Below are 18,219 nucleotides of genomic sequence, written 5' to 3' on the forward strand. Positions count from 1 at the left end.
TTCGGTCAAAAAATCGCCCTAATTAGCCAAATTATAGTGATCACTCAACATCTGTACACCTTAGCCGATAATAGTTGAGTTAACCGCTTAAATATGCGCTAATCGGGCTTTTCGTCGTTAGTAAGCACTGCTAACACATCGGCGTTTTGCTAAGCTCAGGCAAGATGGATTAACAACACTCGACAATCGAACGCAGTATCGATAGTCAAAAGGAGTCATGGGTGAGCACAAAATCATCAACTATTTTATTTGTGGCCTCGGAAATAGAAGGTTTATTAAAAACAGGTGGGCTAGCCGATGTGGCTAAATACCTACCTATTGCCCTAAAATCCCAAGGGCATCATCTCTGTCTTATCATGCCCTTTTATCGCACGATGGCTAGACGCGACGAAGCCACATTTATTGACAATATTCAGATCAATATTGGCCAAAGTTTTAGCAAAACTATTGGAGTGTGGCAATTAATGCTAGATGGGATCCCCGTTTATTGCGTTGAACAAGCTGAGTATTATGACCGAGCCCAACCCTATAGCGAAGGTGAATACGGCTATCCTGATAATGGTGAGCGATTTGCTTTTTTTAATATTGCAGCTCTTGAGATTGCCGCATACCTGCAGCTAAATATCGATATTATTCATTGTAATGACTGGCATACGGCCCTTATTCCCTATTTACTTAAAACCCACTATGCGAATCATCCATCATTAGCGCAGGTGAAAACGGTCCTCACTATCCATAACGCCTTATTCCAAGGACAGTTTGAGCGGGGACAGTTTGCCATGTTCGGCGATCTGATGACGCCGTTAGTTGACTATCTGGTCGATGGCTATCAGTGTATCAATATGCTCAAAGTAGGAATTCGCTTTAGCGACAAACTCAGCACCGTCAGTCCGAATTATGCCAAAGAGTTGTTAACTCGTTTGGGAGCCCATGGCTTGCATGAATTTTTCCAGCAGCGCCATAGTGATCTGCATGGCATTCTCAATGGCTGTGATTATAGTGATTGGAATCCTGCAACTGACCCACTGCTTCCGGCCCATTTTGACCAAACAAACCTAGAGGGTAAATGGCAGTGTAAATTAGCTTTGCAACAGCAATTAGAGCTGCGTCAATCAACCTCAATTCCAATCTTTGGTATGGTCTGTCGATTGACCGAGCAAAAGGGATTTTATTTGCTACTCCCCGCGCTGGAAAAATTTTTGCGTCATCGCATCCAAGTGGTTATTGTTGGTACGGGGGACAGCCAAATTGTTCAGCAGTTGAATCAACTACAGCAGCGTTTCGGTGACAAATTCCGTTTTATCAATACCTACAGCAACACACTGGCACACCTGATTGAAGCGGGTAGTGACTTCTTTTTAATGCCATCATTATTCGAGCCTTGCGGCCTCAACCAGATGTATAGTCTCGCCTACGGCTCCTTACCGATTGTGCGCGGCGTTGGAGGCTTGCAGGACACGGTCATTGACTATGACCAACAAAGTGATGATGCAGATGGCTTGATTTTCTATCAACCCGATTCCAGTGAATTACTCAATACCTTACGCCGTGCGTTACTGCTCTATTTAGAAGAGCCGGAACAGGTGATGGCGATGCGACAGCGAGGTATGCACCGTCAATTTAGTTGGCAAGATGCAGCCGAGCAATATAATCAACTCTATATGGATGTTCTGAACTAACCATAAGCCTCTTCCCCAGCAAAACAGTGCTCCACAATCCCCCCGTCCATACTCGGGGGATTGGCCCAGTTACAGGATTCACGACTAATCTTAGATAACGATGGATGAGCGATTGAGATCCTTCTGGTCATATTAAGATAACTCTTTGCCCTAGCTGCTGATTCAGCCGTATCCAAAAGCATGTTAATCTCTCACTTTATTTATAAGGTGATCCTTTGATGAATACATTTAATTACCCTGAATTACACATTATTTGCCAGTCGGCTGATGAGCCATCATCGGTCACTCACGTCTATTTTGAAGAGACGCTTGCTCAATATGCAAGCCCTGCGCTTCAAACCGATTTTGCGGCACTGCAGACGCATTTTCCTCAAAACTCCGCATGGCAACTGACGAACCCTTATCCGGCGGTGCTACTTAAAAACCCCACAACCGTACTAACTTGCAGTTTTGCGTATCTCACGCAGGCTCGCCAATGGTTGCAAAATGATGCGCTGACTGCTGAATCACTCGAGCTGGTCGGTGGTAGTAAACAAGTTCAAGAAGCGTTCGTCAGTGCTTGGCTTGCCCAAGCCTATCAATTGCCCACCTATAAAAAACCGGGAACCCGCCCTAAATTGCAACGCCGATATTTGTATTTGCACACACCCAAGCTCAATGAAGCACAGATCTACGCACTTTGCGCCGAAGCTAAAGGAAATGCTCTCGCCCGCTATTTGGCATGGCTGCCCGCCGGAGAACTTACGCCTCAAAGCTACCAAAAGATCGCTCAGTCGCTGGCCACAACATATGGTTGGGATATCACCGTGTACGATCGCGATACTCTCACATTAATGGGCGCAGGAGCCTTTTTAGCAGTTTGCCGCGGTGATGCGCATCAGTCGGCCATTGTTCGATTACGTTATCGCCCTACCCAGCCAACGCATAAGGTTGCGTTGGTCGGCAAAGGGATCTGTTTTGATACAGGTGGCTATAACCTGAAAAAAGATATGCAAGGGATGCAAATGGATATGGGAGGTTCGGCGGTCGCTCTTGGCAGTTTGTTGGCGGCAACCGAGCAAAACCTGCCCTATCAAATCGACTGTTACCTTGCCATCGCGGAGAACCACATTGGCCCGAATGCTTATAAAACGGCCGAGGTGGTAACCGCTCTCAATGGCACAACGATTGAAATCATTGATACTGACGCAGAAGGGCGGATGGTACTTGCTGACACCCTGACCTTAGCCAGCCGCGAGAAACCTGATTTAATGATTGATTACGCCACCTTAACAGGCGCTTGCAAACGTGCATTAGGTCATAACCGCAGTGGGCTCTGGAGCAATCAACACAATTGGCTCATGCCATTACTTGAAATCGGTGAGCGATGCGGTGAACGCATTTGGCCACAACCTATCGATGCTGATTATGATGATGATTTCAAAAGTGATATTGCCGACATCGCTCAATGCGCCGCGGGCCCTGGACCTGATCATATCCATGCGGCTCGATTTTTGCTGCGATTCATTGGGGTGGATGATCGCTGGATCCATATCGACCTATCAAGTTTTCATGTTAAAAATGGGTTGGCTCAACAAGGCCCCGGCGCCACCGGTTTTGGAGTACGCTATACCCAACGCTTACTCGCGCAGTTACCTACCTTGCTGGGCTAAGGCGACAGCATGTTGATAATTTTGCTGCAATAGTGCTAAAGGTTGGCGCGTGATCAAAGGGATCTTGGTCGTCGCCAGCAAGCTGGCTTCACAAAAAACCTCAAACCAGTGCAGTAAAGCCTCAGCATTGTGCTGTTCACCGGCTTGCGCGAGAGCCAAAGCGGCAACTTCAGCCGTTGCCAATTGAAAGTCACGGCGTCCCCGTCGCAAACTATACTCTGTGGGAGCACTTTTCAGATCAAACGACATGAGTGGCAAATGGTGTAACCAAAGACTTTTACGATAAATTTTGTGCGCCTCACGCCAAGTACCATCAAGCAGTATAAATAGCGGTTTTTTCCCTGAACAGTACTTAAGATGTTGTGGCTCAACCATGGGTTGCGCTTCAAGAGCATTGGCTTTAGGAAAAATAACAATGGGTTGATACTGTGGTGATTGCAATAGCGCAAGCAATGCTGACGGCGGCTGTGTTCGGGACCAGGTGAAAGCATGCGTGTCCTCAATTAAATCGGCGATCAGCCGACCACTATTGCTGGGTTTTAGCACTTCAGCATCATACATCACCAAACAAAATGCACAATCTGAGGGCACGAGTTGGCGCAGATGACATTGACAAAACTGAACCGCTAAACGGCAATCTGGACAACGGACAATCTGATGTCCTCGAGCCAGATAGGGCCTAGTACTCATACTGAGTCGTTGCAAATAAAGTTGCTGAACAGCATGAGGAAAATGAGATGCCATGGATTGATTTGACCTTAGGGACAAGACTGATTAAAGCGCATGTTACAACAAGCTATGAAAGTAAAACATAACGATTATCCGTGAGAAACATTCAACGTCCAATCACATGAATAAAAAATGCTTACTATTAATACAGATTAGCACAGAGTTTATGGTAAGGCTGCGGACGACTAAATAGAAAGCCTTGAAAAATAACACATCCAAGAGATGAAAGAGCCTCTAACTGTTGCTGGTTTTCCACGCCTTCGGCGATCACTTTAAGTCCTAGGTTTTGGGCGAGTTGGACGGATGCTTTAATAATACACGCGTGTTTAGGTGAGTGGATCACTTGTGAAACAAACAAACGGTCAATTTTTAATGCTGATATTGACACATCCACCAACTGAGCAAGCGAGGCATGTCCGGTACCAAAGTCATCGATAAATACGGTTACCCCAAGCTCAGTCAATATCGTCAAACGCTGTTTGGTTTTACTCAGTTGCCCCACCTTAGATGTTTCAGTCAATTCTATCGATAAACGTTTACGCAATCGGGGAGATTGTTGATAAGCATGCAGCATCAGGCTGAAAAAAGTATCATCGAGTAACTCAGGGCCTGCCAAGTTAATCGATAAAGGTACGATGGAATGCTGATCAGGCCAGTGCTCAAGCATTTGCGTTGCTTGCTGCCAAACTTGCCGAGATAACCAACAATGCCAGTTATTGGCATCAATATAAGGTAAAAAATCATCGGGCATCATGACGTTACCATCAGCGTCAATTAAACGGGCCAGTCCCTCATAGCCGACTACATTTCCCTCATAAGAGCTTTGTGCTTGCAACCATAGCTCGAGACGGTGCTGATCAAGAGCTTCATAAATCCGCTCTTGTTGATGGTTTCGTTGAGCAATGATACGACTATACTGACGTTGATAAACCTGAAAAATAGAGCCTGCTGAACAATGTCCTAACGCAATAGCACACTCTTCTAACAGCGCTTGATCAAGTGTTGACGGACAATAATAGGTGCCGCCACACTTCCAGTCCAAATAAACCATACCATTGTCAGCGACAGATATTGCTTCAGGTAATGATGATCTAAGCTTGTGTTCCATCCAAATCGATAAATCAAGACAAGGGTTGGTTAACACCAGTAAAAACTTAGCGCCAGGGAATCGATAAATCTTTATATCTGCTCCCAACTCAGCGACTAAACCGGCACTGATGCGCTGCAACAGTTCATTGCCAGTAGAAAAACTCAATTGTACATTGAGCGTACGCATATTATTGAGTTTCAAAAGTACCAGGGCGCTTGGGGATGAACTGTCGGATCGCGAACGTTCAAACCATGCTTGATGATTTGGCAATTGAGTCAATGAATCGCAATAAAGAGTGCGATGCAGCTCTCGGTTGAGGTTGTCAAAGGAGTTAATCTGTGGGCAAACCTGAACTAACCAAACAATTGGGTTACTTTCAAGTGGCTGGCTTCTAAACTTATAATATTGTTGGTAAGGCGGCTTGACCATAACAACCCGTTTACTGCTACTTTGCCATTCGTGTTGAGTCATCTCAAATAATGCACTGAGATGTGTTCGCCGCCCAGCACACAAAGGCATTGCCGCTTGATTGCTGCACAGAATATTTCCAGCTGTATCACAAATAAATGAGGGCGCTAAACACTGTTCGAACAAATCCCGCATATGCTGGTCGTCAAACTGAAACGTTCCAGACGGCCGATGGTCTAAATCCATATAAGTTTTCACCTGATGCTAGAAATAAGAATAATTCTCATATTTGTTTCGTCCCTAAAAATTACTGATAACCTTCTGAGACAAACATACCAAGTCATCATCACCGCTTAATACGACTGAAAAAATTCGAATATTTTGACAAAAAAATATTAAATAATTCATATAAAAACAAATCGTTGTCTTAGTTTGTTTTATATGGTCATCTTCTTTGCACAGCACTTGCAGCATCGAACCAAGTATCATTTTGATAAACATACTAATATGAGTATTAAATCTGATCAATTAATTCTTTTTAAAAAGACTTAATTATTTATAATTAGTACATGTTATCTGTTTGTTTTTATTTGTAAGTTAGGTCTGATAAACGCTGTAAATATGATTTGATTTAATTAACACGATGTTGCGCACACAAGCGCTCAATTGCAAATAGAAGGGTAATGCAGTAATGGTGAATATCATTGCACCCAAGTTACGACGGAATGCAAAGCAATAACCAGAGCAAGCTAAAAAGCCAAACAATGGGATCACTTGCCTGAACAGGTAAAATATCTATCCAGGCATTGCTACGCAATGGCTCTTGCTGTTTGCCAAAGCGTAGTAGTTACATCCAATTAAGCGAGTATCTGCGCCGCCAAAGCCTCTGGATAATGACGCCTCGAGACAATTATCCTCGCGAGTGGATTGATCTGCTCACTACTGTAACTGGCTGGTATCGTTAACGGTTGACCAAGGTGCGCCATCGAACACTTGGTAAACTGACTTAGTGCACTCAAAATATCGTCGGCCGCGGCTAATGCTGAGGAAAACTTCACAATTTCACTGCGTGCATACCGTTCACCAACAAAACTAGCTCCACTTACCCGCTGATTCAGGTCTTCCCCCGGAATTTGCTGAGCTCCAGACATCGGCTTAGCAAGCCATGTAGCCTTGGCAAATTCAGGTAAAAACTCTGCCAGATGAGCAATCGCAGCTTGCGTGCGCTCAGCAGCTAATGGCTCAGGCCAGCAGCCTTGTGCTAAAGGCGCTAAGTTAGTAGGCAACTGCGGCTGGGCACTTTGTGCATTGCTGCGGGCCACCCCTTGTTCAAATAACGTAATACCAGGTGCCATACCATGTAGTTGAAACACACCTTGCCCATAGGGAGTCAACTGGGCCATCCCGTTTTTAGTACCACGCTGACCATGGATGACAATCTCAGGCCATGGACCACTAAAATGTGCCCACCTCGCCAAATAGGCTGCTTTAAATTCCACTAAGCGCTGTTTATGTATGCCTAATAGATCATCTATGTCACCACTGCGATATCCTGCTGCATTAATCAGATAATCCACTTCCATATGCTGGCGTTGTTGCAACTGTCGATAATGCAGACAAAAACCAGCCGAGGTAGGTTCGATCTGCTCAATAGCGCTATTCAAATGCACATCAAACTGAGTCAGTTGGCGAACCGCTTGTTCAATACACGCCGCTACTCTAAATAAACTGACACCATATTCTTGCACTAGCACAAGGGGAAATTTAAGTTTATCAAGATCTAAGCGTTGCACGGCATTGATCAACCAATCTTGGGCCTGTTTCGCTTCACGCGGCACGCTCTGACGGGCCAATTGCTCGGCTTCACTGCGGCTAAACAATTGATAATAATGCTCAGGCTTGCCTAATACTTGGTTAGCTGGACAGCATTCAATGAGGTGTCGATAATGGGCAACTAGACCATCTAAACGTGGAATAATGTCCTCCACCCGACCGGGATCGCGCTTCGGTACAGCGATTAAAGTAGGTCGCGCTCGCAGTGCTTGAGGAAAACTTCGGGCAGTGGTGATGGATTGTTCTAACAGGGTGATACACTGCGCGTCACTGAGCTCTCGATATAGGCTGCCACCTGCATGTAAATGGCAGATAGGCGGGCCATTAACCAGTTCAGGCCCTTGTTCGAATAAACTCACAGAAAGACCAGCTTCCACTAATCGCAGCGCACAAATGCTACCGGCAACACCACCACCGATAATAGCGACTCGAAAAGGCTTGGGGTTTCGCATATTTCTACCACTTATTACAAACGATAAAGCTATTGTAATCCGCCTCTGCATAAAATAAACCCGACAAATTTTGCGGTAATCGGTTTAATACTATTTTTACGCCCCATTTCTATGATAAAAGAATGACCATATGGGTCGTTTTCGCTATTGGATAGCCTAATAGTCGTTTTAAGGGAGTTGCTATGCGTTTTTTATACGGAATTGTTGACCGTTTATTGTTTATTGCTATGTTTATCTTTGCGATGCAACTTCCGCAATTTATCAGCCTTTATCAGCAACGCGTCGAAGGCTTTTTGCAAGCCAATCAAGCGTTACTAGGCCAGTTTCAACAGATGGCTAACGATGAAAAGTTAAGCTCATTAACTGAACTAACAACTCAATTACGCCAGAGTCAACAGAGCATCAGTCGTAAAACTGCCACCCTCATCAGCAACACTCAAGCGACTCATGAGAGCCTCCGCGCAACCGTCAGTGCCCTCAATCAACCTTTTTTATATCAGCAAGTCTGGGCGCTCATTCGCTATCCTCAACCACAACTGATGTGGGCAACCGCTGAGCATTTTCAACTCGGTATTGCCCTAAGCTCTTCAGCATTACTGTGCGGCTTGATTAGTGCACTATTTCTTATGATGATCAAGAACCTACTCATGCAGCTATTTCACCGCAAACGGCGCTTATTTAACGCCAATCCGCTGCGTTAGCGATGATAGGGTAATACGCTCAGTGCATGTTGATATTGCTCATGCACCTGTCGCTGCTCTTGCTCAAGCAACGAAGCAAGAGCCCCCGCAAAACGGCGATCACTAAGATAATGGAAGGAGTCACAATAAGTTGGCTCAAAACCTCGTAGCAGCTTATGCTCGCCTTGTGCACCGGCATGGAAATGCGCCAATTGATGGGTGATACAATAGTCAATGCCTTGATAATAGCACAGTTCAAAATGTAGCAGTTTTGCATAGGCCAGAGAGCCCCAATAACGGCCATATAAGGTATCTCTGCCCACAAAGAATAGACTGGCGGCAATCAATTGCCCTTGATGTTCAGCGAATGACACCATGATGTACTTACTCATCTGCTGGCGTAACTGAGTAAACCACTGCGCATTAAGGTAGCCCTCATGACCACTGTGTTCTAAATAGGTTTGCTGATAACACGCCAACAAACATTGCCACATTGATTCAGTCAAATCGCGCCCTTCCACACAGCGGATGCTAATACCATACTCGGCAACGGCTCGGCGCTCTTTGTTAATCATCTTTCGCTTACGAGAAGTCAGCTGGGATAAAAAATCACTAAATTGCATATAATTACGATTGTGCCAATGATACTGCAAGTGCTGTCGGCGAAGCCACGGCTGAGGAGTGCGTTGCTCGCTGGGGGTAAATAACCAATGACTGCCACTGAGTTTAAATTGCTCACCGAGTTCACTTAAAGCCGTTTGTAAATAGGGCCAGACAATTTGTTCATCAACCCCAGCGGCCAACAATAATCGCGCGCCTGTCACAGGCGTAAAAGGGATGGCACTGATCCATTTTGGGTAGTAATCAAGCCCCATCTGCTGATAACTTTCTGCCCAGTTCCAATCAAATACATATTCACCAAAGGAATGCAGCTTTAAATAGCCAGGCACAGCGGCTAACAATTGGGAACCTTGCCATAACAACCAGTGCATCGGTTTCCACCCCGTACCTTGGCCTACACAATGGGTTTGCTCTAGAATGTTCAAATAGCTATAACAGGTAAACGGCTGTTCACTACCTTGTAGTAATTGCCAAGAAACCTGTGGGCACGTACTGAGCTGTGTAATCCATTGACTGTGTACAGACTGCATTGGGGGCTCCCACATTTCAAGTTGCTCTGATTCTCACTATCAGGCTATCCTATCACTCTATTGGCCAATGAAACGCGTTATGAACTATCAAAATATTTTCAAATTATTCGTCATACTGGCTCTCATGCAGCCTGTTATGAGCTACGCTAGCGATGATGTGAAGACTTTGGGATTATCGCCTAATGACCTGCAGTTTGATGATTGCCCAAGCGATGCATTAACACTCAGTCTGTTACAGGCAAAAAGCCTTAAAGCCCATTTTTCATCACAGGTCACCGACCGACTTAAGCACTCTAATGCATTGATCATTACACATTTAAACGCACATCAAGCCCAAGCACAACTTCAAGCACTGCAAGAAAAACTAAACATCACCCCGTGGCCACACAAATTCAGTCGGCCAGTTCACGGATATGTCAGTGCCTTAATCTGGCAATCGCCACAATTTAATGCATTAGGGGCATTTAACCAATCCAGTGGGAAAGATCCGGATGTTTGGGTGGTCCTCGCCCAAGGGAATGGGCAATCCATCACATTGGTCACGACCATTACAGGCCATTATTCGCCGCAGTTACTCTTAAAACAAAACATCTTAAAAGAGCGCCAGCAAGTCATTTTAGCTGGACAACTTTCACAAAAAATAATTAAAGGGACAGGCTACCAACGTCAACAAAGTCAATCGAATGAGTCGCTATTTAGCCGCGGGCTGCCTATTTGTGCCAGTGGCCATATTCCACTAGCGAATCATCAATCGTTATTGTGGTTAAATATCACCCATTGATTAACGCATAAGTCTTTATCGTCAAAAAAAGCCCCATGGGGGCTTTTTTGATTTGCTAAGACACAATCAATTAACGAATATTCGACCTTCGTCGCGTTGACGGCCAACGTAGCAGATGCAGGCGAGCATTGATGCTTGTGCGACGTTGATGCTTACGTAAAGGCGCAGCTTGAGGTTGTTTAGTTGGCGCAGCTTTCGGCTCGCCCGGAAGATTCAGCCCTATATCTTGATAAAGATGAGAGCTCAAACCTTTAGGTGCAGAATATTGCATTGAACGAAGCTCTTTTAACCACCGCCGCGTTTCCAAACGACCTTGATAGCCTAATAAAAAGTCGAGTAACCATTGAACAAATTTGAGTTTAATAGCTAACATGATACATCCCTATAATTATGATTAATTAGGGAGCACAGATGCAGATAGATGTATATAGAAACACGAACTACGCTACAACTGCGCAGCCCGTGATACAAACACTACTTACGAGCTCACAGTCAACCAATCTGGCTGATTACAGGTATGGGTAGGTTTGGCGGTTTGCGCACTGACGCAAAAGGTTTGAGAGAATAAAGCGTCGCGAGTTATCATAATTGGTCATCATTTGGCATGAGGACCATCAATATAGAGACTTTCGCATCGACTTGTAATGGACAAACAGTTTGAGTCGGGGATTCGCAATGCATCATTGAAGTTGTCATATAAGCCCCCGTTAAACTGTTTAAATAGATAAGTAATTAGCAGATAATTTAACAAGTTTTATCTGTGAATACTATTGGTTAAAGTTAAAAAATTTGATTATCTTGTATTTTTTTATAAATATATATTTTACTCTGTCAAATAGCTAATAATTCGATAATTTCACTAATTGTGAGGGCTTACTATCCAAAAGATATGAATATAAATTGATTGACGACTAATCATTAGGCCCACTATATCGCTTTAGAATAGAAACCATGATTGAAAGTTCATAAGCATCACGTATGATAAAGCGGCTTTTCCCCAGGTCGAAACACACTCACCTTGTCATTGATGAACCACTGCACTAGGAAAGTTGATGCTGCTAAATATTACATTCATACTCGCGCCATTATTTATTGGTTATGCTATTTCAATCAAGCAGACTCGATTAATCAATTGGGTGAATCGCGCTTGCAGCAAAATGATTTATCTTATCTTAACATTAATGGGCTATAACCTAGCTTTTATTGATCATTTAAGTGCTAACTTAACTCGTCTAAGCATGATCTGTGGCGTATTTGTGGGATTAGTGAGCCTTTTTAATATTAGCGCGCTCACGATGATGCATCGCTATTTAGTCATTCCTGTGAACGTATCGCAATCGCAAAAAGTACGCATTAGCCCACAAATGTTTAAAGATTCACTCTTCATGGTGGGATTAGTCGCCTTCGGTTTTATTGTCGGTCTCATCGGTCATTGGCATCTGCCCTATCAAGCTCAGCTGAGCGATTATATTTTAATGCTGTTACTGGCACTCATTGGCTTACAGCTTCGCGCCAGTGAGCTCAGCTTGCGACAGATTTTATTGGATCACCGAGGCATACTGATTGCGCTAACGATTATTATTAGCACTATTCCAGCCACGCTTCTAGCAGGTTGGATTTTAGATCTGCCTCATCCATTAGCGTTAGCGCTGGGCAGTGGTTTTGGTTGGTATTCATTGTCAGGCATTTTAATTAGTGGGCAAGTGAATGCGCTGATGGGCAGTAGTGCTTTTTTTATCGACCTATTCCGTGAATTGCTAGCGATATTCTTGATCCCGCTGCTCATGCCCTTTTCTGCGGCGTGCGCCATTGGTTATGGCGGGGCTACCTCGATGGATTTTACTTTGCCTATTATTTCTCGCACGGGTGGCGCACGCTGTGTGCCGGTCGCCATTGTCAGCGGTTTTATTCTATCGTTGGCGTGTCCGGCATTAATAGCTATCTGGTTATCTTTTTATCATCCATAGCAACGGCATTTAATCCCATGCGCTTTGATGACTGTAACTCAAATGCCCTTGAATGACGTGTGCCCCGCTCATTGGTTAAGCCACTGCCGCAATACATCAATATCTTGCTGCCGAGCATCACAGAGCTCATCAAACCAACGGTTTAAGTTATCTTGCCACGCTGGTAAATCGGGACTTTGCATTTGATTGGCCACATACTGCATCCGCGCCAACCCCACTGAACCGGCAGCTCCTTTGATCTTATGCGCTTCACTGACAATGCCATCATGATCTTGCGCCACTAAGTTCGACTTTAATACATCAAGGTAACTGTCAATGGTGCGCTCAAACAACTCAACATTTTGTAGCATGCCGTCTGCACCTAAGGCATCACAAAATTCATCAAGCAAGGTTTCATTTAAGATCCCATCTTCGCTGAGTTTTTCTGGTTGCAGCGCATCATCGAAGCGCTCTTCAGTATTTGCATCAAGCGAAAACAAACGGTTAAACACCTTATTTATCGCTTTCACTGATAACGGTTTACGTACCACATCAACCATTCCATGGCGTAAGTAATCTTGCTTACGGTTCACCACATTAGCGGTCAACGCCAACATAGGAGCAAGCCTTTTACCAAAACGGGCTCGCAACTTATCGGCCAACTCTAACCCCGTCATATCAGGGAGTTGAATATCGAGCAGCAACACATCGAAATCATCATTCTGCTCGACTAAATCAAGCGCTTGTTGTCCTGTTCTAGCGACCTGTATCTCATGCCCTTGTTTTTCCAGTAAGGTTTGAGCTACCTGAATATTCAATTCGACATCTTCGACGAGTAATAAATGCAATGGTGGCAATTCATCATCTTCATTAATGACCTCTGCATCACAAATAGTCATTGGCAGGTGAATGGTAAAACAAGTGCCGACCCCTACTTGACTGGTTACAGTGAGCTCACCGCCAAGCGCTTGGACAAACTGCTGGGACACGGCTAAACCAATACCCGTTCCCGTGGATTGACGGCTATTTTCAACCTGATAGTACATAGCGAAGATCTTTCCTAGCTCATCTTGTGGGATGCCAATTCCAGTATCTTCAATGGCAAATACCAGTTCACAAGCGGTCGCGCTGCGATTCTCCACACGAATGTGCACCGTTACCCCACCTTTCTCGGTAAACTTGGCAGCATTACTAATAATATTCCACAGCACTTGGCGCAATCTGGTTGCATCAGTTTCAACCCAAGTGGGAAGATTCTCTGGGTAATCCATTGTAAGAACGAGCTTTTTAGCTTCAAGTTGCAATGTCGATAGGTGCTCAAGATCGTGAATAAAAGATGGCAGTTCCATGGGCACCTTAGCAACGCTAAAACGGCGTCGATCTAACTTATCCAGATCGATAACATCATTGAAGATATTGCCAAGGGTTACAGCACTAATATAAATGGTTTGTAATTGTTGGCGCTGCTCTGAGTTCAATGGGCTATCAAGCAAAATTTGACTCAACCCAACAACACCATTCAAAGGGGTTCGCAGCTCATGGCTCAGTGTTGAAATAAATTCCGCTTTCTCGCGACTGGCTTTCTCTAAATTCTCTTGATAGTGTTTGCGCTCAGTAATGTCACGGCCAAACCCTAATAACCCCAGACGATTGCCATCAGCACTATAAAATGGCACTTTATGTAGTTCAAAATAAGCTTTTCGCCCATCAGGATACGTTAACCACTGCGCATAAGTCATGCTCTCATCGCTGGCGAAAACCGTTTGATCGGTTTCTATTTCAAAGTGCGCCACATCCTCATCATAGACTTCCATCGGAGTTAATCCGATCATCTGCGGCTCTGTTTTACCCGTCAGTTTTTCCATGGCTCGGTTACAGACAGAAAAAATTCCAGCCTTATTACGATAAAAAACCAAATCTGGAGAGGTATCTAGAAAACTGCGTAACAGCGCACTACGTTCTTCTAATTCATCCTGTGCTTGTTGACGAATTCGCACTTCTTGGCGAAGTTCCTTCATGGTATTTTGCAATGCTTGCTCGGCGCGGGTGCGCACCTTAATCTCATTATTGAGTAAGCTAATGTTTTCTTTTAGTTTTTTATTAAGTTCAAGATCACGCGAGCGCATCTTCTCTAACTTGCGGATCATCTTCGTGAGACGCTGACGAGACTCTTCTAATTGATCAACCACCACCGTCATAAAAAAAACGGCCCAAGGGGTAATAATCAGACCAAAAAAAACCGAGCGAACCACATCAACTTGAGAAACAGAACCCGTCAATATAAACGTGAACAACATCTGAATCGCAAGAGCTGCCACAATAATTAAACTGGCCAAACTAAGTGTGAATTTAACTAGGCCCAGACGGGATAATAAATGCACATAATAATGTGCTAAATTACGCAGTGGCTTAACGATCAAATTATCATCCATAAGGGTTACCCATAGGTTCAGAGCAAGTCAAACAAATACAGCAGCATATTCTACCGATACGTTGGGATATTATGCCAAAGCAAAAGACAGACAAACATGCTTTAGCGCATCGCAGTACCATAAAACTGCACGTTGCTTGCATTTACTTACACCGCAAAGCTGCTCTTTTACAGACGACAAGCACAAAGCATGGCAGCTTTCGTATTGATAGATAGGCGAATTATTTAAGCATCAGCAGACTTTTTCCCACGTGATGAAAAAGAAGGTAAATTTCGAACATTCTTCAGTTGACTGGCTCGATACGTATTTCGCCCTTCTCGTTTTGCTTGATATAGACAAAGGTCAGCGGTTTGCAGCAAATCAGCAGGTTGATAATTGCCATACGATGACGCACATGCAACGCCGATACTAATCGTAAGACGCTCGGTCACTTGTGAATATTCATGAATAATCGCCAGATCTTCAGTCTGCGCTAATAACCGCTTAGCAATGAGGATTGCGCCATCTAGATCAGTTTGTGGCATTAATACCACGAACTCTTCACCGCCATAACGAGCCACTAAATCACTGTTACGTTTAACGTTTGTTTTGACCATATTGGCAACTTGCCGTAAAACATCATCACCAAGTTGATGACCATAATTATCGTTATACTCTTTAAAACAATCGATATCGATCATCAATAACGACAATGGCTGTTCGCCTCGTTGATGAATATTCCACTGTTCTGGTAAGCGCTCATCAAAGCTGCGACGATTAGCGACTTGGGTTAATCCGTCAAGAAAACTCAATGCTTCAAGTTGGGTCACCGCTTCAGCCAACTTCTTCTCAGTTTTTTTGCGCTCTGAAATATCGCGAGCAATAATCACGATGCCACGTTCTTCGCTGACGCGGTCATGGTAAGGCGCTTTACAGATCTCATACCAAGCCGTCTCTCCTGTCGATGGTATTTCCATCATTTGCTCATAGCGAGCACTCGCACCGGTATGAAATAAACTAAGGTTTTGTTCAAGATGAAAAGTTGCATCATCAACAGGTAACAGCTCACTTAAGCTTCGATTAATCAGTTCTCTTTGCTCTAAATTAAAAAGCTGCGCAAATGGCTGATTGCCGCCGGTGATCACTCCGTGATCATCAATGAAACCTATCGGATCTGGCGAGGCATTAAATACAGAACGTATCAGATTGTTTTGTTTATTGAGGGCTTTTTCGGTTAATAATCGCTGCTGATTCTCTTGCTCAAGCGCTTGATTAAGTTGATACCAATTGGTGACATCGGTAGAAACACTCAAGATCCCCCGTAAATTCTGTTTTCCATCACGCAATGGATAATAGTTGGTTTCAATCAAACAACGCTTCCCATTTTCCATCACGAGCCAATCTTGCACCGCTTGAGTATCGCCTTCTAAAACTCGATTGGCATGGCTCTGCTCATATTGCAATTCATCTTGGGTCAATATATCAGCCAAATACTTACCGACAACATCTTGTGGCAATAAACCCCGATAGTGGGCCCAAGCTTGATTGCATCCTAACAAACGACCATCGAGATCACGATAGTAGGTAAAATTAGGTAGCGAATTAAACGCGTCATACAGTTGCTTAACCTGTTTCGTTAACGCTGTTTTTTGTTGATACGCCACATCATCATTATACCCACTGATAAACCACACTTTTTTGCCAAGATAACGCCCCTGACAAGCATACAAACGAACCACTTGTGAAGACTTTCCCTTGGGCAATAGCCATTGCACACCTTTGCTAGGTTCCTCACTCACGTTGAGCACAGCGAACAAAGAGTCCACCAACTCATTGGGCACAAACTCCCAATGGCGCCCTTGGCGCATAAGGGGCAACAGCTCTTGTGCGTATGGATTAGCAAATAGAATATGTTGCGTTCGCTCATTAATAATGAGCATAGCACTGATACTATTTCGCGCGAATGATTGCGAGGTTGCATCAACTCCACGTCGAATATTCAACCAAATCAGTAAGATAACAACAATGCTAAAGCTCCCACCCCCTAACAACCAAGACAGTGGAAAAACTAATATTGAAAGTTGGTCCATTAACATATCCCGTGCGGTTATTAGTGTTGATTCACATCATTATTGGTATTCATTGTAGATATGGGCAATCGTCACAAAATCCCTCGAAGAGCCATTGCATTTCACGACCAAGGATAACGTCCCCCATTTTCCACACTCTTGAAAGGATGTGAATAGCTATTTAAGGTGAAATTAGCGCTCATACTTTTAATCTAGCGTAGCCTATATACAGTAATCGGCACTCACTGACGCGCGGTTCTTACAAGATATAGCTCAATTCAAACGCGGTTGATATTGATAAAGTCAATGCACCAATTGGCCCTGTAATTGACTTCCCTGCCCACCATAAGTTGCCAAATAACGTGTTATCTCGGTCAAGGGTGGCCATTGCTGGGCACACCAATCAGGACTTAATAGGGTCGGAGGGCGAGCAGTAGCGCAGACGCGGTGAAAGATCACCTTTTGGGGAGTCATTTGAATGAGCTGCCCCGCCACTTTTACATAGTCATCCAAGCTTTGCATCGACACCTTTCCGGCTCGCCAAGCTTTAGCCATGAGACTTCCCTCAACGACCATCAATGGATGCAATTTAATTCCCTGTACGCCTTGAGCAAGCACACGGCGCAATGTATTTTGATAGTCACACATCTGCTCACCAGGTAGTCCAATGATAAGATGCGTACAAATTGCAATGCCATAAGCATTAGCGCGCTCCACTGTATTTTGATAACAGGCAAAATCATGACCCCGATTAATACGCTTTAACGTTCGATCTTGAGCGCTTTGCAGCCCGAGCTCTAACCAAACTTCTTTGCCTTGCGCTTGATAATCCGCTAACAGTTGCAAAATTTCATCACTGACACAATCAGGACGAGTACCAATACATAATCCCATCACTTGCGGGTCAGCTAAGGCTTGTTGATAAAGTATTTGAAGCTGTTGATACTCACCATAGGTATTACTATATGCTTGGAAATAAGCCATATAGACAATATCCTGATGCTTCATCTCCGCCTTACGTGCTTGTAGCTGCTGAGCAATAGACTCAGAATGAGCGGGAACGGCAAATGACGCAACATTACAAAAACTACAACCACCACGGCCAATTGAACCATCCCGATTCGGGCAGCTAAAATGCGCATCTATCGCTAATTTTCTGACTCGGCAACCATAACGTTCACGCCAATATTGCCCTAACGTATGCACGTAATCGGTTAATTGCACAGCAATACCTCAAATAAAAAACTGCAGTTTAATCCACTTCGACCACAAATCGACCTGTTTAGATCAAAACCTGCGCATTTGAAATCAAAATATTTTTTCTGATTCAACCTGTTA

At 44.2% G+C, this 18,219-nt stretch carries 14 protein-coding genes; 5 read left to right on the forward strand and 9 right to left on the reverse strand.

The annotated features are described in order from the left end of the window. Nucleotides 1–221: 221 nt before the first annotated feature. Nucleotides 222–1,679: a glycogen synthase GlgA gene (gene glgA / locus ABUE30_RS16185; RefSeq protein ID WP_408624874.1), complete on the forward strand. Its 1,458-nt coding sequence runs from the start codon at nt 222–224 to the stop codon at nt 1,677–1,679. Here the strand turns inward: glgA and ABUE30_RS16190 are convergent. Next, on the reverse strand, nt 1,676–1,810 hold the full coding sequence (locus ABUE30_RS16190; RefSeq protein WP_408624875.1) for a hypothetical protein: 135 nt from the start codon (nt 1,808–1,810) through the stop codon (nt 1,676–1,678). The two genes, glgA and ABUE30_RS16190, sit on opposite strands and share 4 nt — an antisense overlap. Nucleotides 1,811–1,897: 87 nt before the next feature. Here ABUE30_RS16190 and ABUE30_RS16195 point away from each other — a divergent pair, with 87 nt between their 5' ends. Then, nucleotides 1,898–3,331, forward strand: a complete 1,434-nt coding sequence (locus ABUE30_RS16195; RefSeq protein WP_408624876.1) for a M17 family metallopeptidase — start codon at nt 1,898–1,900, stop codon at nt 3,329–3,331. On the opposite strand, the gene ABUE30_RS16200 is transcribed toward ABUE30_RS16195, so the two are convergent. From ABUE30_RS16200 to ABUE30_RS16210, 3 genes are all read right to left on the reverse strand, one after another. Next, the gene (locus tag ABUE30_RS16200; protein ID WP_408624877.1) at nt 3,311–4,075 is read right to left on the reverse strand and encodes a tRNA-uridine aminocarboxypropyltransferase; all 765 of its coding nucleotides are present in this window, start codon (nt 4,073–4,075) and stop codon (nt 3,311–3,313) included. The genes ABUE30_RS16195 and ABUE30_RS16200 overlap by 21 nt on opposite strands. A gap of 127 nt (nt 4,076–4,202) precedes the next feature. Then, nucleotides 4,203–5,804 (reverse strand): EAL domain-containing protein, encoded by a 1,602-nt coding sequence (locus ABUE30_RS16205; protein WP_408624878.1) that lies wholly within the window; start codon nt 5,802–5,804, stop codon nt 4,203–4,205. Between the two features lie 611 nt (nt 5,805–6,415). Further along, a complete protein-coding gene (locus ABUE30_RS16210; protein ID WP_408624879.1) occupies nt 6,416–7,843 on the reverse strand; it encodes an FAD-dependent oxidoreductase in 1,428 nt (475 codons plus the stop codon). 182 nt (nt 7,844–8,025) lie between these two features. On the opposite strand from ABUE30_RS16210, the gene ABUE30_RS16215 reads away from it, so the two are divergent. Further along, a complete protein-coding gene (locus tag ABUE30_RS16215; RefSeq protein ID WP_408624880.1) occupies nt 8,026–8,544 on the forward strand; it encodes a DUF2937 family protein in 519 nt (172 codons plus the stop codon). On the opposite strand, the gene ABUE30_RS16220 is transcribed toward ABUE30_RS16215, so the two are convergent. Continuing rightward, the gene (locus tag ABUE30_RS16220) at nt 8,541–9,674 is read right to left on the reverse strand and encodes a GNAT family N-acetyltransferase (RefSeq protein ID WP_408624881.1); all 1,134 of its coding nucleotides are present in this window, start codon (nt 9,672–9,674) and stop codon (nt 8,541–8,543) included. The two genes, ABUE30_RS16215 and ABUE30_RS16220, sit on opposite strands and share 4 nt — an antisense overlap. A 136-nt stretch (nt 9,675–9,810) precedes the next feature. Between ABUE30_RS16220 and ABUE30_RS16225 the strand changes: the two genes are divergently transcribed. Continuing rightward, nucleotides 9,811–10,455: a hypothetical protein gene (locus ABUE30_RS16225; protein WP_408624882.1), complete on the forward strand. Its 645-nt coding sequence runs from the start codon at nt 9,811–9,813 to the stop codon at nt 10,453–10,455. 70 nt (nt 10,456–10,525) lie between these two features. Here ABUE30_RS16225 and ABUE30_RS16230 read toward each other — a convergent pair whose 3' ends face one another. Next, a complete protein-coding gene (locus ABUE30_RS16230; RefSeq protein WP_408624883.1) occupies nt 10,526–10,828 on the reverse strand; it encodes a hypothetical protein in 303 nt (100 codons plus the stop codon). A 679-nt stretch (nt 10,829–11,507) separates the two neighbouring features. Between ABUE30_RS16230 and ABUE30_RS16235 the strand changes: the two genes are divergently transcribed. Further along, entirely contained in the window at nt 11,508–12,422 is a 915-nt protein-coding gene (locus tag ABUE30_RS16235; protein ID WP_408624884.1) for a lysine exporter LysO family protein, read from the forward strand. 68 nt (nt 12,423–12,490) lie between these two features. On the opposite strand, the gene arcB is transcribed toward ABUE30_RS16235, so the two are convergent. The 3 genes from arcB to ABUE30_RS16250 all read right to left on the reverse strand — a co-directional run bounded on the left by arcB (nt 12,491) and on the right by ABUE30_RS16250 (nt 18,105). Continuing rightward, entirely contained in the window at nt 12,491–14,833 is a 2,343-nt protein-coding gene (gene arcB, locus ABUE30_RS16240; protein ID WP_408624885.1) for an aerobic respiration two-component sensor histidine kinase ArcB, read from the reverse strand. A 224-nt stretch (nt 14,834–15,057) separates the two neighbouring features. Continuing rightward, nucleotides 15,058–16,902 (reverse strand): sensor domain-containing diguanylate cyclase, encoded by a 1,845-nt coding sequence (locus ABUE30_RS16245; RefSeq protein WP_408624886.1) that lies wholly within the window; start codon nt 16,900–16,902, stop codon nt 15,058–15,060. A 282-nt stretch (nt 16,903–17,184) separates the two neighbouring features. Further along, nucleotides 17,185–18,105, reverse strand: coding sequence for a TIGR01212 family radical SAM protein (locus ABUE30_RS16250; protein WP_408624887.1), 921 nt, complete (start codon nt 18,103–18,105; stop codon nt 17,185–17,187). Between the last annotated feature and the right edge of the window lie 114 nt (nt 18,106–18,219).

It is taken from the genome of Celerinatantimonas yamalensis (assembly GCF_046054155.1).
Taxonomy (GTDB): Bacteria; Pseudomonadota; Gammaproteobacteria; order Enterobacterales; family Celerinatantimonadaceae; genus Celerinatantimonas; species Celerinatantimonas yamalensis.

Bases quoted from the DNA above. Each gene is read 5' to 3' on its own strand.
- ABUE30_RS16205 (WP_408624878.1), bottom strand. From the start codon at position 5,804: ATGGATTTAGACCATCGGCCGTCTGGAACGTTTCAGTTTGACGACCAG.
- ABUE30_RS16215 (WP_408624880.1), top strand. From the start codon at position 8,026: ATGCGTTTTTTATACGGAATTGTTGACCGTTTATTGTTTATTGCTATG.
- ABUE30_RS16245 (WP_408624886.1), bottom strand. From the start codon at position 16,902: ATGGACCAACTTTCAATATTAGTTTTTCCACTGTCTTGGTTGTTAGGG.
- ABUE30_RS16190 (WP_408624875.1), bottom strand. From the start codon at position 1,810: ATGACCAGAAGGATCTCAATCGCTCATCCATCGTTATCTAAGATTAGT.
- ABUE30_RS16195 (WP_408624876.1), top strand. From the start codon at position 1,898: ATGAATACATTTAATTACCCTGAATTACACATTATTTGCCAGTCGGCT.
- ABUE30_RS16230 (WP_408624883.1), bottom strand. From the start codon at position 10,828: ATGTTAGCTATTAAACTCAAATTTGTTCAATGGTTACTCGACTTTTTA.
- ABUE30_RS16210 (WP_408624879.1), bottom strand. From the start codon at position 7,843: ATGCGAAACCCCAAGCCTTTTCGAGTCGCTATTATCGGTGGTGGTGTT.
- ABUE30_RS16235 (WP_408624884.1), top strand. From the start codon at position 11,508: ATGCTGCTAAATATTACATTCATACTCGCGCCATTATTTATTGGTTAT.
- arcB (WP_408624885.1), bottom strand. From the start codon at position 14,833: ATGGATGATAATTTGATCGTTAAGCCACTGCGTAATTTAGCACATTAT.
- ABUE30_RS16220 (WP_408624881.1), bottom strand. From the start codon at position 9,674: ATGCAGTCTGTACACAGTCAATGGATTACACAGCTCAGTACGTGCCCA.
- ABUE30_RS16225 (WP_408624882.1), top strand. From the start codon at position 9,811: ATGAGCTACGCTAGCGATGATGTGAAGACTTTGGGATTATCGCCTAAT.
- ABUE30_RS16200 (WP_408624877.1), bottom strand. From the start codon at position 4,075: ATGGCATCTCATTTTCCTCATGCTGTTCAGCAACTTTATTTGCAACGA.